Annotated in this window: 18 protein-coding genes; 10 read left to right on the top strand and 8 right to left on the bottom strand. The window is 67.4% G+C overall.

Going from position 1 to position 22087, the window contains the following annotated elements; translation table 11 throughout:
- Positions 1-67 precede the first annotated feature (67 nt).
- The 3 genes from BDO18943_RS12175 to BDO18943_RS12165 all read left to right on the top strand — a co-directional run bounded on the left by BDO18943_RS12175 (position 68) and on the right by BDO18943_RS12165 (position 1583).
- On the top strand, positions 68-214 hold the full coding sequence (locus BDO18943_RS12175) for a hypothetical protein (RefSeq protein ID WP_175022476.1): 147 nt from the start codon (positions 68-70) through the stop codon (positions 212-214).
- 149 nt (positions 215-363) lie between these two features.
- A complete protein-coding gene (locus tag BDO18943_RS12170) occupies positions 364-777 on the top strand; it encodes a DoxX family protein (RefSeq protein ID WP_089451113.1) in 414 nt (137 codons plus the stop codon).
- A gap of 137 nt (positions 778-914) precedes the next feature.
- Positions 915-1583 carry a ParA family protein gene (locus tag BDO18943_RS12165; protein ID WP_043189822.1) on the top strand — a complete coding sequence of 223 codons (669 nt, stop codon included), beginning with the start codon at positions 915-917 and terminating at the stop codon, positions 1581-1583.
- A gap of 131 nt (positions 1584-1714) precedes the next feature.
- On the opposite strand, the gene panD is transcribed toward BDO18943_RS12165, so the two are convergent.
- The 4 genes from panD to BDO18943_RS12145 form a co-directional block, all read right to left on the bottom strand.
- On the bottom strand, positions 1715-2101 hold the full coding sequence (gene panD, locus BDO18943_RS12160; RefSeq protein WP_039368025.1) for an aspartate 1-decarboxylase: 387 nt from the start codon (positions 2099-2101) through the stop codon (positions 1715-1717).
- A gap of 43 nt (positions 2102-2144) precedes the next feature.
- On the bottom strand, positions 2145-2984 hold the full coding sequence (panC, locus tag BDO18943_RS12155; RefSeq protein ID WP_175022475.1) for a pantoate--beta-alanine ligase: 840 nt from the start codon (positions 2982-2984) through the stop codon (positions 2145-2147).
- Between the two features lie 256 nt (positions 2985-3240).
- On the bottom strand, positions 3241-4113 hold the full coding sequence (locus BDO18943_RS12150) for a segregation and condensation protein A (RefSeq protein ID WP_175022474.1): 873 nt from the start codon (positions 4111-4113) through the stop codon (positions 3241-3243).
- A 4-nt stretch (positions 4114-4117) separates the two neighbouring features.
- Complete coding sequence (locus BDO18943_RS12145; RefSeq protein ID WP_006478107.1) at positions 4118-4306, bottom strand: DUF3460 family protein; 189 nt, start codon at positions 4304-4306, stop codon at positions 4118-4120.
- A 266-nt stretch (positions 4307-4572) separates the two neighbouring features.
- On the opposite strand from BDO18943_RS12145, the gene BDO18943_RS12140 reads away from it, so the two are divergent.
- Together BDO18943_RS12140 and BDO18943_RS12135 are read left to right on the top strand one after the other, a co-directional pair.
- Complete coding sequence (locus tag BDO18943_RS12140) at positions 4573-6387, top strand: autotransporter assembly complex protein TamA (RefSeq protein WP_175022473.1); 1815 nt, start codon at positions 4573-4575, stop codon at positions 6385-6387.
- A gap of 25 nt (positions 6388-6412) precedes the next feature.
- Entirely contained in the window at positions 6413-10495 is a 4083-nt protein-coding gene (locus tag BDO18943_RS12135) for a translocation/assembly module TamB domain-containing protein (RefSeq protein ID WP_175022472.1), read from the top strand.
- Positions 10496-10552: 57 nt separating this feature from the next.
- Here the strand turns inward: BDO18943_RS12135 and metG are convergent, their stop codons facing one another.
- Entirely contained in the window at positions 10553-12709 is a 2157-nt protein-coding gene (gene metG / locus BDO18943_RS12130; RefSeq protein WP_175022471.1) for a methionine--tRNA ligase, read from the bottom strand.
- Positions 12710-13084: 375 nt separating this feature from the next.
- Positions 13085-13729: an OmpA family protein gene (locus BDO18943_RS12125; RefSeq protein WP_043189806.1), complete on the bottom strand. Its 645-nt coding sequence runs from the start codon at positions 13727-13729 to the stop codon at positions 13085-13087.
- Positions 13730-14080: 351 nt separating this feature from the next.
- Here BDO18943_RS12125 and apbC point away from each other — a divergent pair, with 351 nt between their 5' ends.
- The 5 genes from apbC (at position 14081) to BDO18943_RS12100 (ending at position 19712) form a co-directional block, all read left to right on the top strand.
- Positions 14081-15172 carry an iron-sulfur cluster carrier protein ApbC gene (gene apbC / locus BDO18943_RS12120; protein WP_043189804.1) on the top strand — a complete coding sequence of 364 codons (1092 nt, stop codon included), beginning with the start codon at positions 14081-14083 and terminating at the stop codon, positions 15170-15172.
- A gap of 133 nt (positions 15173-15305) precedes the next feature.
- On the top strand, positions 15306-15842 hold the full coding sequence (gene sodC, locus BDO18943_RS12115) for a superoxide dismutase [Cu-Zn] (protein WP_175022470.1): 537 nt from the start codon (positions 15306-15308) through the stop codon (positions 15840-15842).
- Between the two features lie 112 nt (positions 15843-15954).
- Positions 15955-16524 carry a dCTP deaminase gene (gene dcd, locus BDO18943_RS12110; RefSeq protein WP_006398615.1) on the top strand — a complete coding sequence of 190 codons (570 nt, stop codon included), beginning with the start codon at positions 15955-15957 and terminating at the stop codon, positions 16522-16524.
- An 81-nt stretch (positions 16525-16605) separates the two neighbouring features.
- Positions 16606-18885 carry an arginine/lysine/ornithine decarboxylase gene (locus tag BDO18943_RS12105; protein ID WP_043189799.1) on the top strand — a complete coding sequence of 760 codons (2280 nt, stop codon included), beginning with the start codon at positions 16606-16608 and terminating at the stop codon, positions 18883-18885.
- Positions 18885-19712, top strand: a complete 828-nt coding sequence (locus tag BDO18943_RS12100) for a lysozyme inhibitor LprI family protein (protein ID WP_175022469.1) — start codon at positions 18885-18887, stop codon at positions 19710-19712. The genes BDO18943_RS12105 and BDO18943_RS12100 overlap by 1 nt, the downstream gene beginning before the upstream one ends.
- Before the next feature lie 82 nt (positions 19713-19794).
- On the opposite strand, the gene BDO18943_RS12095 is transcribed toward BDO18943_RS12100, so the two are convergent.
- Both BDO18943_RS12095 and argH read right to left on the bottom strand, forming a co-directional pair.
- On the bottom strand, positions 19795-20478 hold the full coding sequence (locus BDO18943_RS12095) for an HAD family hydrolase (RefSeq protein ID WP_175022468.1): 684 nt from the start codon (positions 20476-20478) through the stop codon (positions 19795-19797).
- Positions 20479-20572: 94 nt separating this feature from the next.
- Positions 20573-21982: an argininosuccinate lyase gene (gene argH, locus BDO18943_RS12090; RefSeq protein WP_175022467.1), complete on the bottom strand. Its 1410-nt coding sequence runs from the start codon at positions 21980-21982 to the stop codon at positions 20573-20575.
- Positions 21983-22087: the final 105 nt, after the last annotated feature.

The following is a 22087-nucleotide window of genomic DNA, read 5'->3' as shown; positions in this document are numbered from 1 at the left end:
GCCCTCGCTTTTTCCGCCTGATCGCATACAACAGAGGAGGGCGGATGTCCGCCTGGAGGAGTGCGCGATGAAGGCTCGATGGTGGTGGAGCGTGCTGCTCGCGGCGTTGCTGGGCGTGTCGGCGGTTGCGCATGCGTGCGATTCGTACGGATCAAGCGGTAGCCAGTCCGGTTCCGGCGACGCCACACAAGGGAAGAGCGGTTACGGTTACTGATGCATGGTGCGGGGCATGATCGGTCATGCCCCTTTTTACGTCCCGATTAACTCCATAAAGGAATCAGTTAAAGCGAATTGGCGCGTTTATCGGTCGAATTGATTCGAATAGAGTGCAATCCATTCACACCACTCACGAAGGAATTCGCCATGAACCCCAATCGCCTCAACGATTTCGCCGCGACCCTGCTGCGCGTCGCGCTCGGCGTGCTGTACCTCGCGCACGTCGCGCAGAAGGTGTTCGTCTTCACGCTGCCCGGCACCGCGCAGTTCTTTGCGTCGATCGGCCTGCCGGGCTGGCTCGCGTACCTGACGACGTTCGTCGAACTGGCCGGCGGCCTGGCGCTGCTCGCGGGCTTCCGGGTGCGCGTCGCCGCGCTCGTGCTGCTGCCGTTCATGCTCGGCGCGACCGCCGCGCATCTGCCGAACGGCTGGAGCTTCGCGTCACCGAACGGCGGTTGGGAATATCCGGCGTTCTGGGCCGTCACGCTCGCCGTGCAGGCGCTGCTGGGCGGCGGCGCGTTCGCGCTCGGCGCACGCGAGGCCGCGGTTCAGCGTGTGTAAGGAGTCGGTAAGCCGGCATGGTGCGGCGCAACCCGTTCCGGTGACACCCCGTTTGCCGATATCATCGCTCCCTGTATCCGCAATCGAGCGGCGCCAGCCATGCGGCTGGGCGCCGCGCGGCTTTTTCGGGGGAATTCATGACGGTGATCGTGGTGGCGAATCCGAAGGGCGGCGTGGGGAAGAGCACGCTGTCCACCAATCTTGCCGGCTATTTCGCGGCGCAGGGCGCATGGGTCGCGCTCGCCGATCTCGACCGGCAGCAGTCCGCACATGCGTGGCTCGACCTGCGGCCGGCCGGATTGCCGGCGATCGAGGCATGGGAGCTCGATCCGGACGCGCCGACGAAGCCTCCGCGCGGCCTCGAATATGCGGTGATCGACACGCCGGCCGGCCTGCACGGCAACCGGCTCAACGTCGCGCTGCAACTGGCTGACAGGGTGATCGTGCCGCTGCAGCCGTCGATGTTCGATATTCTGGCCACGCAACAGTTTCTGGAGCGCCTCGCCGGCGAAAAGGCCGTGCGCAAGGGCAGCGTCGAGGTCGGGATCGTCGGGATGCGGGTCGATGCGCGCACGCGCTCGTCCGACCAGCTTCACCGGTTCGTCGAAGGGCTCGGCCTGCCGGTGCTCGGCTACGTGCGCGACACGCAGAACTACGTGCAGATCGCCGCGCATGGCCTCACGCTGTGGGACGTCGCGAAGAGTCGGGTCGAGAAGGATCTCGAACAGTGGCGGCCGATCGTCGAATGGGCCGAACGCCGGGTGCAGAAGGCGGAGAAGCCGGAGAAGGCCGCCAAGGCGTCCTGATCGCACGGCCGGCAGGCCGGCTTGCGATGAAATGAGAAAGGGCCGGATCCCGTGGTACACGGCATCCGGCCCTTCGACCGCAAGCGGCGCAACCGCTCCCGCGCACCACGGCGCGCGGGCGGCCGGTCAGGTCAGGTCCAGTTCTGCGTCGGCACGTGATCGCGGTGGCCCTTGATCTTGTTGCCGTCGTCGATGAACACGAGCTTCGGCTTCCAGCCGGCCTGCAGTTCGGCTTCATCGACCATCGCGAAGGCCGCGATGATCACGAGGTCGCCAAGCTGTGCGCGACGGGCGGCCGAGCCGTTCAGCGAGATCATCCCGCTGCCGCGCTCGCCCTTGATCGCGTACGTCGAGAAGCGCTCGCCGTTGTTGATGTTCCAGATGTCGATCCGTTCGTTCTCGATGATGCCCGAGGCTTCGAGCAGGTCTTCGTCGATCGCGCACGAGCCTTCGTAGTGCAGCTCGCAGTGCGTGACGGCCGCGCGGTGGATCTTCGATTTGAGCATGTGGCGCTGCATGGTGTCTCCGTGATGCGTCGTGAGAGGCGCGGGCGGGCGCCCGTCAGATTTCCAGGTTATCGATGAGGCGCGTCGCGCCGAGCTTCGCGGCGGCGACGACGACGAGCGGTTCGCCGGCTTCGAGCTCGGCCGCGTTCGGCGCGATCAGGTTCGCGCGGCGGCGGATCGAGAGGTAGTCGGGCGCCCAGCCACGGCCGGACAGATGCGTGCGGGCCATGTCTTCGAGCTTGCCGAGGTCGCGTTCGCCACCGAGCACGCTTTCGCGCATGCGCTGCAGCGTCTTCGCGAGTTCGGGCGCTTCCCTGCGCTCGTCGGCCGACAGGTAGCGATTGCGCGACGACAGCGCGAGGCCGTCCTCGTCGCGCACGGTTTCGGCGGCGATGATGTCGACCGGCAGCGCGAGCTGCTGGCACATGCGGCGCACGATCATCAGCTGCTGGTAGTCCTTCTTGCCGAACACGGCGACGCGCGGCTGCACGCAGGCCATCAGCTTGGCCACGACCGTGCACACGCCGGTGAAGAAGCCGGGCCGGAATTCACCTTCGAGAATCCCGCCGAGATCGTCCGGCGGCAGCACGCGGTATTCCTGCGGTTCCGGGTACATGTCGCGCTCGGTCGGCGCGAACAGCACGTAGACGTTTTCCTTCTGCAGCTTCTCGATATCGTCCTGGAGCGTGCGCGGATACTTGTCGAAATCCTCGTTCGGGCCGAATTGCAGCCGGTTGACGAAGATGCTCGCCACGACCGGGTCGCCGTGCTGGCGCGCGAGGCGCATCAGCGACAGGTGCCCTTCGTGCAGGTTGCCCATCGTCGGCACGAACGCCGTGCGGTTCTGTCCGCGCAGCTGGTCGCGCAGTTCATGGATCGAGCTGATGACTTTCATGATCGGGTAGCGGGTTCCTCGCGCAGGCGCGCGTTGGCGCCGCAGCAGCGGCGTCGGGGTCGAAGCGGAGAACGCCGGCGCGCGGGCGGCGCATCGGGCGTCGGCGGATTGTAGAGGATTTGGCCGCCAAACGCATCGAAAAAAGAACGATCGTTCACTTTTTAACCGGACGTGCCGGCAACGGCCGCGCCGGGCTACGGTGACGCGGCAAGTGTGCCGGGATGAATCGGGAGAACGGGAAGGGCGGGCGTGGGCGTTACGCCGGCAGGTATGCGAGACGCACGTAGATCGGCGCGAACGGCTCGGCCTGCGTGATCTCGAGGAGCGATTCGCGTGCGAGTTCGAGCATCGCGATGAAATTCACGACGACGACCGGCACGCCGCGCGACGTGTCGAACAGCTCGGCGAACTCCATGAAGCGCGCGTTCTGCAGCCGGCGCAGGATCAGGCTCATGTGTTCGCGCACCGACAGCTCCTCGCGCGAGATCTTGTGGTGCTGGACGAGCTTCGCGCGCTTGAGCACGTCGGCCCATGCCGCGCGCAGGTCGTCCGAATTCACGTCGGGAAAGCGCGGCGTGACGCTCTGCTCGATGTAGACCTCGGCGCGCAGGAAGTCGCGGCCGAGCTGCGGCAACTGGTCGAGCCGCTGCGCGGCGAGCTTCATCTGCTCGTACTCGAGCAGGCGGCGCACGAGTTCGGCGCGCGGATCCTCGGCTTCCTCGCCGGTGTCGGCCTTCTTGACCGGCAGCAGCATCCGCGACTTGATCTCGATCAGCATCGCGGCCATCAGCAGGTACTCGGCCGCGAGCTCGAGGTTCGACGTGCGGATCTGGTCGACGTAGCCCAGATATTGCGCGGTGACCTGCGCCATCGGGATGTCGAGCACGTTGAAGTTCTGCTTGCGGATCAGGTAGAGCAGCAGGTCGAGCGGGCCTTCGAAGGTCTCGAGGAAGATCTCGAGCGCATCTGGCGGGATGTAGAGATCCTGCGGCAGCTTGAAGAGCGGCTCGCCGTACAGGCGAGCGAATGCCGCGACACCGTCGACCGTGTCGGGCGTCGAATCGGCGCCCGCGGGCGCGGCGATCGTGTCGTCCTGCCGGGCGGCGCTGGCCTCGTCAGCGGCGCTCACGTCGTCAGAAGTTCTGGTAGTAGACGTACGACGTTTGCTTCACGCGCGATTCCTGCTGCTCGGCGCGCTCTTCGAGGTCGATCGGCTGCTTGTCCCACAGCAGGGAACGGCCCTTGCGCTGCTCTTCCTCGAGCGTCGGCTTCTGTTGCTTGAGCTGGTTCAGGAACTGCGTGACATCGGACTGGTACGGCATGGCTGGGTTTTCCGTTTCGGGCGGCGCACGATGCGCCGGATTCACGATGGCGGGATTTTACCGCATCGCGGGAACGGCCGGCGGCAATCGCGCGTCGAATCCGCGGGCTGGCGCGCAGTCAGCATCCGGAAGCGCGCCGCCAGGCATGACGCCGTGGCCACGCTCGCTTGAGCAGCGGTTTACAAACATTAAGCTTTGACGCCCACACCCTGTGGTCAAATACAGGGTTTTCCACAAAACCGTGTCAACCGAGGGCGAGGTCATATTTGGCGGGGCAGTCGAACCAGCAAGCACACACGGTACATGACGCGGGCTCGCGCGTGGAATGCAATCGCGCCGCCGCCGCGGCCCGTGCCGCGCGGGTGACCGTCGCGGGTTGCCTCGCCGCGTGCTTCGCGTTGCCGGCCCATGCGAAGTACGACGTCGACATCGACGCGCCGCGCTCGGTTCGCAAGCTGCTCAAGTCGCATCTCGATATCGCGCGCTTCGCGAAGCGCGACGACATCAGCGACGACCAGTTCGACTTCCTCGTCACCGCCACGCCGCAACAGGTGCGCGACCTGACCGCGACGGCCGGCTATTTCTCGCCGGTCGTGCGCACCGACGTGCGCACGCACGACGGCAAGCGCGACGTACGCATCGCGGTCGATCCGGGGAAGCAGACGGTCGTGTCGACCGTCGACCTGACGTTCAAGGGGCCGATCGACACCGAGGATCCGAAGCAGGAAGCCGCGACCCGTTTCGCGTTTTCGCTGAAGCCGGGCGATCCGTTCACGCAGTCCGATTGGGACGGCGCGAAGGGCGCGGCGCTCAAGCAACTGCAGTCGCGCCGCTATCTCGGCGCGAAGATCGCGTCGTCGGAGGCGCGCATCGACCCGCGCACGCAGCGCGCGACACTCGCGGTCACGTTCGACAGCGGCCCGACGTTCACGATCGGCAAGGTTGACGTCGACGGCGTGCGGCGCTATCCGAAAAAGATCGTCACGAACGTCAATCCGTTGTCGGAAGGCGAGATCTACGACGTGCAGCGGATCGCCGAACTGCAGCGGCAGTTGCAGAACACGCCGTACTACGCGAGCGTCGCGATCGACGTCGGCGACGATACGGCGAAGCCCGAGCGCACGCCCGTGCACGTGAAGGTCAGCGAGTTCCCGTACAACAACATCCGTGGCGGCGTCGGCTTTGCCACCGATACCGGGCCGCACGTGCAGGGTTCCTATACGTATCTCGACACGTTCGGCGCCGCGTGGCCGCTCACCGTGTCGGGCCGGCTCGACCAGATCCAGCAATACGGGCAGGTCCAGCTGTCAATGCCGCCGGGCGAGAAGGGCTGGACCAACAGCGTGCTCGCGTCGTACACGAACACCAACGTGTCGGACACGCGCATCTACAGCGCGCGGGTCGGCGCGCAGCGCACGCGCACCGGCCAGTTCATCGACTATTCGTATTCGCTGATGTTCTACCAGGACCGGCTCGACCAGAACGGCGCGGGGCCGACCACGAGCCGCGCGCTGGTGCCGCAATGGGCGTGGACGCGCCGCAACGTCGACGATCCGTTGTTCCCGCGTTCCGGCAACCTGATCCACGCCGAGGCCGGCTTCGCGGTCAAGGGCGTGCTGACCGACCAGTCCTTCGTCCGCGGCTACGCGCGCGGCCAGCAGTACCTGCCGATCGGCAAGCGCGACCTGTTCGTGTTCCGCGCGGAGCTCGGCGGCGTATTCACGAGCGGCAGCTCGACCGGCGTGCCGGCGTCGCTGCTGTTCCGCGCGGGCGGCTCGAACTCGGTGCGCGGCTACGGTTACCAGAGCATCGGCAACAACGTCGACGGATCCGTGCTGCCGACCAAGTACCTGATGACGGGCACCGCCGAATACCAGCACTGGTTCAACCGCGACTGGGGCGCCGCGACGTTCTTCGACATCGGCACCGCCACCGATGCGTGGGGCGAGCGCGTGTTCTACCCGGGTGTCGGCGTCGGCGCGCGCTGGCGCAGCCCCGTCGGCCCGATCAACGTCGACCTCGCATACGGGTTGCGCAACCATAGCGTGCGCCCGTACCTGACGCTCGGCATCGCTTTCTGACCGTACCGCTTCATCGACAAACCGCATGACGAAGGACCCGAACGACACGCCGCCGCCTCACGATCCGGACTCGCCCGACGGCGCGCCCGACGCGCCGCCGCGCGTGCCGCGCAGCGGGCCCGTTGCGCGCATCGGGCGGTTCGTCGCGTGGACGCTCGCGACGGTCGTGCTGCTCGTCGTGCTGGCGGCCGGGCTCGTGCTGGCCGCGGTGACGACCGAGCACGGCACGCGGCTCGCGTGGCAGGTGGCCGAGCGCGTGCTCGGCGCGCGGCTCGCGGGCACGCTCGACGGCGGCTCGCTCGCGACCGGCGTGCGGTTGCGCGGGTTCGCGTGGACGAGCCCCGACGGCACCGGTACCGAAATCCGCATCGACCGGCTCGACGGCCGCTGGGCCCTGACCCGCGCGCCGTGGCGGCTGTCCATCGCCTATCTTCGCGCCGGCACGATCGACGTGCGGATCGCACCGGGGCCGCCGACACCGAGTGCGACGCCGCAGGACCTGAGCCTGCCGCTGCAGTTGCGGATCGACGACCTGCGCGTCGATCGCCTGGCGATCCACGACGGCGGCTCGACGACCCAGCTCGACCATCTCGCGCTGAACGGCCGCAGCGACGGCCGTCACCATGAACTTGTGCTCGACGGCGTCGATACGCCGTACGGCGCGCTGACCGCGCGCGCGAAGCTCGACGGCGTGAAGCCGTTCGCGCTGACGGGCGAAGCCACGTATGCGGGCAAGCTGTCCGACGAGCCGGTCGATGCGCGTGCGCGGGTGTCGGGCTCGCTCGAGGCGCTCGTCGCCGACGTCGACGCGAGCGGGATGAAGCTGAACGGGCGCGCGCACGTCGAGGCCGCGCCGTTTGGCGCGGTGCCGCTCACGCGCGCGTCGCTCGCGTTCGATCACGTGAACCCGCAGGCGCTCGCGCCCGGCGCACCGGCCGCCGATCTCGCGGTGCGCGCGGAACTCGCGCCCGTGACCGCGCCGGCCGGGTCCGCGCCCGCGAAGGGTTTCGCGGTGACGGGCCCGGTGTCGATCGTCAACGCGAAACCCGGCACGCTCGGCGACCATCTGCTGCCGGTGATCGACGCGCACGCGAACGTGCATCTCGACGCGCACGCGCAGCGGATCGACGCGCTCGCGCTGAAGCTGATCCGCGACGGCAGCGTGACGGGCAACGGCACGCTTGCGGGCGGCAAGGGCCGCTTCGACCTGAACGTCGCGAACCTCGACCTGAACGCGTTCGTCGCCGAGCTGCGGCCGATGCGCCTGGGTGGCCCGCTCGGCGTGACGCTCGCGGGCGACGTGACGACCGTCGACTTCAACCTGAACGACCCGAAGCTCGCGCTCGGCGCACGCGCGAAGGTCGCGCTGACGCCGCAGCAGACCGTGCTGACCGACGCACGCGTGACGGCGGGCAAGGGCCGGATCGACCTGACGGGCGTGTTCCGCCACGATGCGCATTCGAGCTACGACGCGAAGGCGACGCTGACCGCATTCGATCCGCTGCTGCTCGCCGCGATGAGCGCGCCGAAGGCGGGGGGCGGCAAGGCGCCCGCCAAGGTCGCGAAGGCGCCGGCCCAGCGCGGCGAGACGCGCGTGTCCGGCACGCTGACGGCGTCGGGCGCGTTCGCGCCGCAGGTATCGACGAAGGCGACCTTCAAGCTCGGCGACAGCCTGTACGACGGCGTGCCGCTGACCGGCGCCGGGGTCGTGCAGCTCGCCGGCTCGCGCATTCTGCCGAGCAACGCGAACCTGTCGATCGCGGGCAACCACGTCGACCTGCGCGGCAGCTTCGGCGCGCCCGGCGACCGGCTGCGCTTCGTCGTCGACGCGCCGCAGCTCGACCGGCTCGGTTTCGGCGTGGAAGGGCTCGTGCAGGCGCAGGGCGACCTGACCGGCAGCTTCGCGCACCCGAACGTGACGGCCACCTACAAGGCCGAGCACGTCGTCGTCGGCTCGAACCGGATCGGTACCGCGCAGGGGCGTGCGGACATCCGCGACGGCGCGCACGGCGCGCTCGTGTTCACGGCCGACGCGTCCGACATCGCGCTCGGCTCGCTGAAGCTGAAGTCGCTGCGCGCGAACCTCGACGGCACGCGCGCGAAGCACACGCTCGACGCGTCGGCGCTCGGGATGGCCGACGGCCGCGTGATCGACCTGACGCTCGCGGCGAACGGCGGCGTGGTCGAGAACCGCAACGGGATGCGCTGGGACGGCACGGTGACGCGTCTTGCGAACCGCGGCACGCCGGCCATTGCGCTGCAGTCGCCGCTGACCGTATCGGCCGGCGCCGGCCGCGTGACGCTCGGCGCGACGCGGCTCACGCTCGAAGGCGCGGCGATCGATCTGAAGTCGTTCGTGTTCGATCACGGCCAGATGCGCTCGGCGGGCTCCGTGAGCGGCGCGTCAGTCGCGCGTTTCCTCGAGGTCCGCCAGGAGCTGACGGGCCAGCGGCCGCCGGTGCGGACCGACGTCGTGCTCGATGCCGACTGGGATTTCTCGCTCGGCGCGAACGCGACGGGCTACGTGCAGGTGAAGCGTCGCGGCGGCGATGTGACGATCGAGAGCGGGCGCGGCATCGCATCGCTGGGGCTGACCGACCTGTCGGCGCGCGCGAGCTTCACACCGGGTAACCGGCTCAACGTGACGGCGCTCGCGAAGGCGAACCGGATCGGCACGCTCGACGCGAACGTCATCGTGCCGTTCGCGCTGCGCGACGGTATGTTCGGCGTGGTCAACGATGGCCCGCTGTCGGGCCGCATCGACGCCGACATCCCGGCGCTGAAGACGACTGGCAACCTGTTCGGGCCGAGCTACCTGCTCGGCGGGCGCGCGGCGCTGAAGCTGACGGTCGGCGGCACGCCGGTGAAGCCGAACCTGTCGGGGATGCTGACGGGCGACGATTTGTCCGCGACGCTCATCGACCAGGGCGTGCAGTTGAAGGACGGTATCGTGCGCATCAAGCTGTCGGACAACCTCGTCGAATTTCAGCAGGTCGAATTTCACGGCGGCGATGGCACGCTGCGCGCGCTTGGCCGTGTGCGCCTCGACGGCGAGGCGCCCGACCTGACCGCGAGCATCGTCGCCGACAAGCTCGAACTGTTCGCGGCGCCGGACCGCAAGCTGTCGCTGTCGGGCAAGGCAACCGTCGCGAACGACGGGCCACGCGGCGCGCTGTCGATCGACGGCAAGTTCGTCGTCGACCGCGCATTGTTCGACCTGCCCGAGGAATCGGCGCCGCACCTGTCGGACGACGTCGTGATCGTGCAGCCGGGCGGCACGGTGCGCGGCGAGACGCCGACCGGCACCGCGGTCGCGAAGCCGAAGCCGGCCGAGGACAAGCCGGCGCCGTCGCTCGCGCCGCGCGCGAACATCGACATCGGCCTCGGCAACAACTTCCGCTTCAAGGGCCACGGCGCGGATCTCGGGCTGCGCGGCACGATCACGGTGATGAGCGCGCCGGGCGTGCCGCTGCGAGCGGTCGGCAACGTGCGCGTGACCGAAGGATCGACGTATACGTCGTTCGGCCGCAAGCTCGCGATCGAGAACGGCTTCTTCACGTTCAACGGCCCCGTGTCTAACCCGGGCGTCAACATCCTCGCGATGCGGCGCAACCAGGAGGTCGAGGCCGGCGTGCAGGTGACGGGCACGATACAGTCGCTGACGGTCAAGCTCGTGTCGGAGCCGAACGTCACGGACAACGAAAAGCTGTCGTGGCTGCTGTTCGGGCACGGCACCGACCAGGGCAACAACGTGGGCCAGCAGGGGGCGATGACGGCAGCGCTCGGGCTGCTCGGCAGCGTGACCGGCAAGCGCGTCGCGCAGACCTTCGGTCTCGACGAGGTCTCGGTCGGCCGCAGCGAAGTCGGCCTGACCGATCCGCAGGTCGTGCTGGTGTCGAAGGCGATCAACGAGCGGTTCGTGCTCGGCTTCGAGCAGGGGCTGCAATCGGCGGCCAACGCGTTCAAGGCGACGATCAACCTGACGCGCTTCTGGTCGGTGTCCGCGTACGGCGGCACGTTCCAGGGCGTTGACCTGAACTACACGCGGCGCTTCGATCGCTGGTTCGGCAGTGACGCCGCGCGCGCGCGGCGCGCCGAACAGCCATGAAAAAAGCCCCGCACGGATCGTGCGGGGCTTTTTTTCGCAAGCGGCAGGGCGTGCGGCTTACTTCACGCGCATGCCGGGCTTCGCGCCGCTGTGCGGCTCGAGGATGTAGAGGCCCGGTTCCGCCTTCTCGTCGGTGGCCGACGCGGCAAGCACCATCCCTTCGGACAGGCCGAACTTCATCTTGCGCGGCGCGAGGTTCGCGACCATCACGGTCAGCTTGCCGACGAGCTGCTCGGGCTGGTACGCGGACTTGATGCCCGAGAACACGTTGCGGGTCTTTTCCTCGCCGACGTCGAGCGTGAGCTGCAGCAGCTTGTCCGAGCCCTCGACGGCCTGGCACGCGACGATCTTCGCGATGCGCAGGTCGATCTTCGCGAAATCGTCGATCGAAATCGGTGCGTCGTCCGCGCCGTTCACGACCGCATGCTTCGCATTCGCCTTCGCGTTGTTCTTCGCATCCTTCGCGGCATTCGCGCTCGCGGCGGCCGCGCCGGTGGCTTCGGCCTGCAGCGAATCGCGGTTCGCGGCGAGCAGCGCTTCGATCTGCTTCGGGTCGACGCGCGTCATCAGGTGCTGGTACGCCTTGATCGGCTGTGCCGACGACAGCGGCTTCGTGGCATCGGCCCAAGCGAGCGGCGCGATCCCGAAGAACGATTCGACGGCTTCGGCCACACGCGGCATCACCGGCTTCAGCGCGAGCGACAGCAGGCGGAAGGACTCGAGGCTCACGCTGCAGGTTTCGTGCAGCGCGACTGCGTTGGCCGGATCCTTCGCGAGATCCCACGGCTTCGCGCCGTCGACGTACGCGTTCACTTCGTCCGCGAGTTCCATCGTGTGGCGCAGCGCGCGGCCGTACTCGCGTGCTTCGTAGTGCGCGGCGATCTGCGGAATCGCATCGCGCAGCTTCGCGACGAGCGGATGGTTCATCGCGCTGTCCTGCACGCGGCCGTCGAAGCGCTTGATCAGGAAGCCTGCCGCGCGGCTCGCGATGTTCACGTACTTGCCGACGAGGTCGCTGTTCACGCGCGCCTGGAAGTCGTCGAGGTTCAGGTCGATGTCTTCCATCGTCGCGTTCAGCTTCGCGGCGAAGTAGTAGCGCAGCCATTCGGGGTTCAGGCCCGTGTCGATGTAGCTCTGCGCAGTGATGAACGTGCCGCGCGACTTCGACATCTTTGCGCCGTCGACCGTCAGGAAGCCGTGCGCGAACACGTTGGTCGGCGTGCGGTGGCCCGAGAACTCGAGCATCGCGGGCCAGAACAGCGTGTGGAAGTACAGGATGTCCTTGCCGATGAAGTGATACTGCTCGGTGGTCGAGCCCGGGCGGACCCACGCATCGAAGTCGATGCCGTTGCGGTCGCACAGGTTCTTGAAGCTCGCGTAGTAGCCGACCGGCGCGTCGAGCCACACGTAGAAATACTTGCCGGGCGCGCCCGGGATCTCGAAGCCGAAGTACGGCGCGTCACGCGAGATGTCCCAGTCGGCGAGCTTGGCTTCGCCAGCGTCGCCGAGCCATTCGCGCATTTTGTTGGTCGCTTCGGGTTGCGCGAGGCCGCTCACCCATTCGCGCAGGAACGTTTCGCAGCGCGGATCGGACAGGCGGAAGAAGTAGTGCTTCGACGTCTTGCGCACCGGCGTCGCGCCCGACACGACCGAATACGGGTTCAGCAGTTCGGTCGGCAGGTAGGTCGAGCCGCACACTTCGCAGTTGTCGCCGTACTGGTCCTTCGCGTGGCACTTCGGGCACTCGCCCTTGATGAAGCGATCCGGCAGGAACATCTCCTTGACGGGATCGTAGGCCTGCTCGATCTCGCGCTCGGCGATGAAGCCGGCTTCCTGCAGCGCGACGTAGATCTTCTCGCTCAGCACGCGGTTCTCGTCCGAATCGGTCGAGTAGAAGTTGTCGAACGACACGCCGAAGCTGTCGAAGTCGCGCTTGTGTTCGGCCCACACGCGATCGATCAGCTGCTTCGGGGTCAGGCCTTCCTTCTCCGCGCGCAGCATGATCGGCGTGCCGTGCGTATCGTCGGCACCGATGTAGTAGACCTCATGGCCATGCATTCGCAGCGTCCGCACCCAGATGTCGGTCTGGATGTACTCGACCATGTGGCCGATGTGGATCTGCCCGTTGGCATAGGGCAGTGCGGACGTAACGAGGATCTGGCGGCCACCTTGCGGCGCCGCAGCCTGCACGGAAGTGAGGTCGGATGCGGACATAGGGTCTGTAGAGGACGGCGGAAAAACGACGGGAAACTGCGATTCTAGCAGGGGCGCGCGTCAGCGACGCGGGCAGGCGCCCTCGAACGGGCGCCGAAACGGGCGGGGCCGCGCAAGCGGCGGGCCCGACGGTGATGTGCTGCGATGCAGCACGAATTCTGCGGGCAAAAAAAACCGGGGCGGATACGGCCCCGGAGCAACAACGACAAGAGGAGAATGGTGACGCGCCGGCAACACCAGCCGCGTACCGTAAATACTGACCACGGGCCGCGACAGAAGTTCGAAATTTTTTTCGATTTGTTACCGGCTCCGCCGGAAGCCTTGCCCGGCGGGGTGGCGCGAGCGGCGGGCCCGCGCCTTCTCCTCGTCGTGCGCTTACTGCGCCTGTGCTGCGCGCAGGTAGATTTCGACGCGGCGGTTCTGTGCGCGGCCGGCTTCGGTCGCGTTGTCCGCGATCGGGTTCGATGCGCCCATGCCTTGCGCCGACAGGCGGCCGCCGTTCACGCCGCGCTGTGCCAGTGCGTTCACGACGCTTTGCGCGCGGTTTTGCGACAGCGTCTGGTTCAGCTGGGCCGAGCCCGTGCTGTCCGTGTAGCCGACGATCGATGCCGTCACTTGCGGGTTCTGGTTCAGCGTCGTCGCCAGGTCGTTCAGCAGCGGCGTGAAGGCCGGCGTGATCGCGTACTGGTTCGTCGCGAACGTCACCGAGCTCGGCACGTTCAGCTTCAGCGAGCCGTCCGGCTGCTCGGTCACTTGCGTGCCCGTCTGCGCTGCCGACGGTGCGAGCTTGTTCTTGATCGCCTGCCAGTTGTAACCCGTCACGCCGCCGACCAGTGCGCCCACACCCGCGCCGATCGCCGCGCCCTTGCCGCCACCTGCCAGCGCGCCGATGCCTGCGCCCAGCGCCGCACCCGTGCCGGTACCGACGGCCGCGTTGTTGCCTTGCTGCGTGGCGCAGCCTGCCAGCAGTGCGCCGGCCAATGCGAAGACGGACAAGCGGGTCGCGATTTTCATGTTCATCTTGGATTCCTCTCTTGGTTGAACGAGTCGACAACGACGACAACAACAGTTACGGCTCCCAGTGCGGGCCGCCCGAAAAAGGAGGGCAGGCCTGCACTCGCGGCAGCCGCCGAGGTGGCCGCATGCCCTGTCCGTCAGCGTGGCTGTTGGGACAGTGCGACGCGTCAGCCTCTACAATATAGGCGGTAAGTGGCCGATTTGGCCCTATAGCATGCCGCACGCGAAGAGTGCGCCGGGTCGCGCGTTCGCGCAATGGCGTGCAACAGATTCTTTCACTTTTCCCGATTTTCGCAGCGTAATTTGATATTTTTTGACGTTTGCGCGCGAGAAAAACGTTTTCACGGAGTTTCGATGAGCATTGACCGGGCACAAGTCGACGCCGCTTTGGCGGCTGTCGTCGACCCCAATACCGGCCGCCCGTATGCGGCGAACAAGGGCGTGCGCAACGTCGCGATCGACGGCGACGTCGTGGCGCTCGACGTGGTGCTCGGTTATCCCGCGCGCAGCCAGCACGACGACGTGCGCGCACGCATCACCGCGGCGCTGCAGGCCGTGGCCGGCGTGCGCGATGCGCGCATCGCGGTGTCGCAGGAGATCGTCGCACATACGGTGCAGCGTGGCGTGAAACTGCTGCCGAACGTGAAAAACATCGTGGCGGTCGCGTCGGGCAAGGGCGGCGTCGGCAAGAGCACGACGGCCGTCAACCTCGCGCTCGCGCTTGCCGCGGAAGGCGCGTCGGTCGGCATCCTCGACGCCGACATCTACGGTCCGTCGCTGCCGACGATGCTCGGCATCCACGGCCAGCGTCCCGAGTCGCCCGACAACCAGTCGATGAACCCGCTCGTCGGCCACGGGCTGCAGGCAAACTCGATCGGCTTCCTGATCGAGGAAGACAACCCGATGGTGTGGCGCGGCCCGATGGCGACCTCCGCGCTCGAGCAACTGCTGCGCCAGACCAACTGGCGCGAGCTCGACTACCTGATCGTCGACATGCCGCCCGGCACCGGCGACATCCAGCTGACGCTCGCGCAGCGCGTGCCGGTCACGGGCGCGGTGATCGTCACGACGCCGCAGGACATCGCGCTGCTCGACGCGAAGAAGGGCCTGAAGATGTTCGAGAAGGTCGGGATTCCGATCCTCGGCATCGTCGAGAACATGAGCATCCATATCTGCTCGAACTGCGGCCACGAAGAGCACATCTTCGGCGCCGGCGGGGCCGAGCGGATGGCGAAGGACTACGGCGTGAACGTGCTCGGCAGCCTGCCGCTGGACATCGCGATCCGCGAGCGCGCCGACAGCGGCACGCCGACGGTCGTGGCGGATCCGGACGGCGCGCTGGCGCGCCGCTACCGCGAGATCGCGCGCGGGGTCGCGCTGGCAATTGCCGAGCGATCGCGCGACATGACGTCGAAGTTCCCGTCGATCGTTGTTCAAAATACGTAAAACCCTTGCGGGGCGGGGCCTCACGCTGTTTACGGCGCCGCGAGGCGCGGTATCATGGCGACTTTTCCCGGGTCCCTTTACCCGCCCGGCGCGGCCGTCGTGTCAAACGGCCGCCAGCCGGCATGAGGATCGAATGAAACAACGACATCACGGCGTGCGCGCCGGCCGCGTGCGGTGCGCGCTGCTGGCCACCGCCGCGCTGGGCCTGCTGGCCGGCTGCACCTCCTTTTCCTCGTCGCACGAAAAACGGGCCGACGCACAACTGCTGCCGACGGTCGGCTCGCAAGCGCGCGGCGCGGTGACCTTCGTCGAGCGTCCGGACGGCGTGCAGGTTACCTACAACCTGGCCGGCCTGCCACCGAACAGCGATCACGCTTTACAGGTACACGAACGCGGCGACTGCAACGCGGGCGACGGCTCGAGCGCCGGCCAGGTGTTCGCGCCGGCCGCCGACCGGCTGCGCGCGGGTGCCCGCGTCGCCGGCGATCTCGGCAACATCCACGCGGACGCGAATGGCGTCGCGGCCGGCTTCATCGTCGCGCCCGATCTGGCCCTCGATGGCGTGCGCTCGGCGATGAACCGCGCGGCGCTGGTGCACCGCGAAGCGAGCGATCCCGCGTTTCCGCAACATGGCGCGGGACCCGCGCTCGCTTGCGGCGTGATCCGTTGACGGGCGCCGCGTGCGCCGGTCGATGATCGCGTAAAATGTGCGCCTTTCCTGGCCGCCGCCTCGCGGGTCTGGCCCTCACCGACTGTCACGCAGCGTTTCCAGGCGCCCTGATATGAGCATCAAGTCCGACAAGTGGATTCGGCGCATGGCCGAAGAGCACAAGATGATCGAGCCGTTCGTGCCCGATCAGGTCCGCGCGTCCGAGGACGGTCGCCGGATCGTCAGCTACGGCACGTCGAGCTACGGCTACGACATCCGCTGTGCAGACGAATTCAAGATCTTCACGAACATCAACTCGACGATCGTCGATCCGAAGAACTTCGACGAGGGTTCGTTTGTCGATTTCAAGGGCGACGTGTGCATCATCCCGCCGAACTCGTTCGCGCTGGCCCGCACCGTCGAATATTTCCGCATCCCGCGCACCGTGCTGACGGTCTGCCTCGGCAAGTCGACCTATGCGCGCTGCGGGATCATCGTCAACGTGACGCCGTTCGAACCCGAGTGGGAAGGCTACGTCACGCTGGAATTCTCGAACACCACGCCGCTGCCCGCGAAGATCTACGCGAACGAAGGCGTCGCGCAGGTGCTCTTCTTCGAGAGCGACGAAGTGTGCGACGTGTCGTACGCGGATCGCGGCGGCAAGTATCAGGGGCAGCGCGGTGTCACGCTGCCGAAAACCTGATCTGGTTGCATAACGTCTCACCAGTTTCCGGGTGACCGCTGCGCGTGACGCGCCGCGGTCGTTCTTTTTGGAGAATCGCCCATGAAGTTTCGTTTCCCCGTCGTCATCATCGACGAAGATTTCCGCTCCGAGAACATCTCGGGCTCCGGCATCCGGGCGTTGGCCGAAGCGATCGAGAAGGAGGGTGTCGAAGTCCTCGGTCTCACGAGCTACGGTGATCTGACGTCGTTCGCGCAGCAATCGAGCCGTGCGTCGTGCTTCATCCTGTCGATCGACGACGACGAACTCATGCTCGGCGAGACCGGCCCGGACGGCGAACTGCCCGAGCTCGCGACCGCGATCATCGAGCTGCGCGCGTTCGTCACCGAAGTGCGCCGCCGCAACGCGGACATCCCGATCTTCCTGTATGGCGAGACGCGCACGTCGCGCCACCTGCCGAACGACATCCTGCGCGAGCTGCACGGCTTCATCCACATGTTCGAGGACACGCCGGAGTTCGTCGCGCGCCACATCATCCGCGAGGCGAAGGTCTATCTCGACTCGCTCGCGCCGCCGTTCTTCAAGGAACTCGTCAAGTACGCGGATGAAGGCTCGTACTCGTGGCACTGCCCGGGCCACTCGGGCGGCGTCGCGTTCCTGAAGAACCCGCTCGGCCAGATGTTCCACCAGTTCTTCGGCGAGAACATGCTGCGCGCGGACGTTTGCAACGCGGTGGACGAACTCGGCCAGCTGCTCGACCACACGGGCCCGGTCGCGGCGTCCGAGCGCAACGCGGCGCGCATCTTCAGCGCGGACCACCTGTTCTTCGTGACCAACGGCACGTCGACGTCGAACAAGATCGTCTGGCACGCGACGGTTGCACCGGGCGACATCGTGCTGGTCGACCGCAACTGCCACAAGTCGATCCTGCACGCGATCACGATGACGGGCGCGATCCCGGTGTTCCTGACGCCGACGCGCAACCACTTCGGGATCATCGGGCCGATCCCGCGCGACGAATTCAAGCCGGAGAACATCCGCAAGAAGATCGAGGCGAACCCGTTCGCGCGCGAAGCGATGCGCGAGAACCCGGACATGAAGCCGCGCATCCTGACGATCACGCAGAGCACGTACGACGGCGTCGTCTACAACGTCGAGATGATCAAGGACCTGCTCGGCGACCTGCTCGACACGCTGCACTTCGACGAAGCGTGGCTGCCGCACGCGACGTTCCACGACTTCTACCGCGACATGCACGCGATCGGCGACGGCCGTCCGCGTACCGGCGCGCTCGTGTTCGCGACGCACTCGACGCACAAGCTGCTCGCGGGCATCTCGCAGGCATCGCAGATCGTCGTGCAGGATTCGGAGAACCGCACGTTCGACAAGCACCGCTTCAACGAGGCGTACCTGATGCACACGTCGACGAGCCCGCAGTACGCGATCATCGCGTCGTGCGACGTCGCGGCCGCGATGATGGAGCCGCCGGGCGGCACCGCGCTCGTCGAGGAATCGATCGCCGAGGCGATCGACTTCCGCCGCGCGATGCGCAAGGTCGACGCCGAATACGGAGACGACTGGTTCTTCAGCGTGTGGGGCCCGGACAACCTGTCGGAAGAAGGCATCGGCTCGCGCGAAGACTGGATGCTGAAGCCAAACGACCACTGGCACGGCTTCGGCCCGCTGGCGGAAGGCTTCAACATGCTCGACCCGATCAAGGCGACGATCATCACGCCGGGGCTCGACGTCGACGGCGAGTTCGGCGAGACCGGCATTCCGGCCGCGATCGTCACGAAGTACCTGGCCGAGCACGGGATCATCGTCGAGAAGACCGGCCTGTACTCGTTCTTCATCATGTTCACGATCGGCATCACGAAGGGCCGCTGGAACTCGATGGTGACCGAGCTGCAGCAGTTCAAGGACGACTACGACAACAACCAGCCGCTGTGGCGCGTGCTGCCGGAATTCGTCGCGCAGCATCCGCGCTACGAGCGCGTCGGCCTGCGCGACCTGTGCGCGCAGATCCACGACGTGTACCGTGCGAACGACATCGCGCGCCTGACGACGGAGATGTACCTGTCGGACATGGAGCCGGCGATGAAGCCGTCGGACGCGTTCGCGAAGCTCGCGCACCGCAAGATCGACCGCGTGCCGCTCGACGAGCTCGAAGGCCGCGTGACGAGCATCCTGCTCACGCCGTACCCGCCGGGCATCCCGCTGCTGATCCCGGGCGAGCGCTTCAACAAGACGATCGTGAACTACCTGCGGTTCGCGCGCGACTTCAACGAGCGCTTCCCGGGCTTCCACACCGACATCCACGGCCTCGTCGCGGAAGAGGTGAACGGCCGTGTCGAGTACTTCGTCGACTGCGTGCGCGACTGATGGCGACGCACGGACGAATCCAGGCGATGCGCGCGGCGCTGGCCGCGCTCGTCGTCTGGACGGCAGGGTCGGCCGGGCTGGCGGGCGTGGGTGTCGCGCATGCGGAAGTCGCGGCGGCCGACCCGATCGACGTCGCGATGCGGCAATGCCTCGCGCGGCGCGACCGGTCTTCGCCGGCCGGCCAGATCCAGTGCATGGGCGAAACGCAGCAGCAGTGGCAGGCCGTGGTGGACGGCGCGTATCAGCGCCTGTTGAAGGATGCGCCGGCCGACGCGAAGCGTGGCTGGCAGGACAGCCAGCGCCATTGGCTCACGTGGCGCAAGGACGAAGTGCATCTGCTGAAGGCCGTGTATGACACGACGCGCGGCACGTCGTACGCGATGTCGAGTGCCGACCTGCAGCTGCAGCCCGTGCGCGATCGCGCGCTGGCGCTGCGCGCCGCGGCGGATCGCTATGCGCCGCCGCCCGCTGCCGTGCCGGTCGCTGCGACGAGCGGCGCGCAGGGCAGTCCGAGCGATGCCCCGAGCGCGGCCAAACCGAACGGCAAGCCGGCGAACGCCCCGCGCGATCCGGCCGTGCGCCGCGTGCGGCCGTGCGAACAGGACGCCGCATGCGAGCACGCGCTGTTCGACCTGAACCGCTATTACCAGAAGTTGCGCCGCAAGATGCCCGCGCATTCGGCCGCGACGCTCGTCCGCGCGCAGCGCGCGTGGGTCGGGTTCCGCGATGCGACGGCGCCGCTCGTCGGCGAAGAGGGCCGCGTCGACCTGATCGGCGCGCGCATCGCGACGATGAAGCGGCTGTCGGAAACGGCCGGCAACCAATAAGCGCAAGCGCGACGCCGATTGTGCGCCGATACGGCAAAACGGGCACCCTCGGGTGCCCGTTTTGCATTGAGCCGCAGGTGATCTACGCGGGCCGCTGCGTATCGTGCCCGCCGAACCACGACGGCACGAGCGCGACCGCATCGTCGAGCGAGGCGAGCACATGCAGGCTCAGCGCGACGATTTCGGGCGTCGGCGCCTTCAGGTCGGGCACGGTGACGACCGATGCGCCGGCACCGGCGGCCGACTGCGCGCCGAAGTCGCTGTCTTCGAATGCGACGCATGCGTGTGCCGGCACGCCGAGGCGTTCGGCCGCGAGCCGGTAGACCGCCGGGTCGGGCTTGCCGCGCGCGACTTCGTCACCGCCCGCGATTGCGCGGAAGAACGGCAGCACACCGACCGCGTCGAGCCGCGCGCGGATCACGTCGCACGCGGACGACGACGCGACCGCACACGGAATGCCGGCCTGCGCGAGTGCGTCGAGCAGCGCGAACGCACCGGGCTTCAGCGGAAACTTCGGATGCGGTTCGGGCGCCGCGAGCTGCTCGCGCACGCGGGTGCGCACCGCGTCGAACGTATCGGGGTTGCCGATCAGCCGCGCCAGGATGACCTGGCCCTCGGCGAACGAGCGGCCGACGATCTGCAGGTAGTCGGTGGTGGTCAGCGTGACGCCGTGTGTATTCGACACGTCGATCCACGTGTTCATGATGGTCCGCTCGGAATCGACGAGCAGGCCGTCCATGTCGAAGAGCGCGGCGGAAAAGGTCATCGGCGGCATTCGGGAAGCAGGGAAGGCGATGGGCGGCGCGACGGCCGCCCGAATGAAAAACGGACGCCGAAGGCGTCCGTCCGGAACAGCGGGCTTACTGGCCGAGCGCGGCGCGCGCAGCCTTGACCGCTGCACGTACCTGGTCGGGCGCGGTGCCACCCGGGTGGTTGCGGCTGGCGACCGAACCCTCGAGCGTCAGGTAGCTGAACACGTCTTCGCCGATCAGGTGCGCGACGTTCGGCAGATCCTGCTTCATCTCGTCGAGCGTCAGGTCGGCGAGATCGATGCCGCGGTCGTCGCAGATCTTCACGGCGTGCGCGACGGCTTCGTGCGCATCGCGGAACGGCAGGCCGCGCTTCACGAGGTAGTCGGCGAGGTCGGTGGCGGTCGAGAAGCCCTGCAGCGCGGCCGCGCGCATCGCGTCCGGCTTCACGGTGATGCCGGCAACCATCTCGGCGAAGATCCGCAGCGTGTCGGCGACGGTGTCGACCGTGTCGAACAGCGGTTCCTTGTCTTCCTGGTTGTCCTTGTTGTACGCGAGCGGCTGGCCCTTCATCAGCGTCAGCAGCGCCATCAGATGGCCGTTCACGCGGCCCGTCTTGCCGCGCGCGAGTTCAGGCACGTCCGGGTTCTTCTTCTGCGGCATGATCGAGCTGCCGGTGCAGAAGCGGTCGGCGATGTCGATGAAGCCGACACGCGGGCTCATCCACAGCACGAGTTCTTCGGAGAAACGCGATACGTGCGTCATCACGAGCGCGGAGGCGGCCGTGAATTCGATCGCGAAGTCGCGATCGGACACCGCGTCGAGCGAGTTCGCGCAGATACCGTCGAAGCCGAGCGTCTTCGCCACGGCGTGACGATCGATCGGGTAGCTCGTACCGGCGAGCGCGGCCGCGCCGAGCGGCAGGCGGTTCACGCGGGTGCGGCAGTCGCGCATGCGCTCCGCGTCGCGCGAGAACATCTCGACGTACGCGAGCAGGTGGTGGCCGAACGTGACGGGTTGCGCGACCTGCAGGTGCGTGAAGCCCGGCATGATCGTGTCGGCGTTCTGTTCCGCGAGGTCGAGCAGCGCGCCGCGCAGGTCGTTCAGCAGGCCGCCGATGCGGTCGATCTCGCCGCGCAGCCACAGGCGGATGTCGGTCGCGACCTGGTCGTTACGCGAGCGGCCCGTGTGCAGGCGCTTGCCGGCGTCGCCGATCAGCGCGGTCAGGCGCGCTTCGATGTTCAGGTGGACGTCTTCCAGGTCGAGCTGCCATTCGAATTCGCCGCGCTCGATTTCACCCTTGATCTGCGCCATCCCGCGTTCGATCGCGGCCAGGTCGTCGGCGCTGATGATCTTCTGCGCGGCGAGCATGTTCGCGTGCGCGAGCGAGCCGGCGATGTCGACGAGCGCGAGGCGCTTGTCGAAAAATACCGACGACGTGTAGCGCTTGACCAGCTCCGACATCGGTTCCGAGAAGCGGGCCGACCAGGCCTCGCCCTTTTTGTGCAGTTGGGACGTCATGGCGATTCTTCGAAGGGAGATTGAGCGGCGTGCGCCGCCGAGGGATCCCGCGATTCTAACATTCGCGGGCCTGCCCGCCGCGGCGCGCGGCCGTTCGCGGCGGCT

The organism is Burkholderia aenigmatica, assembly GCF_902499175.1.
GTDB classification, from domain to species: Bacteria; Pseudomonadota; Gammaproteobacteria; order Burkholderiales; family Burkholderiaceae; genus Burkholderia; species Burkholderia aenigmatica.
Note: the sequence above shows the minus strand (reverse complement) of the source record. Positions and strands in the feature narration are given on the sequence as shown.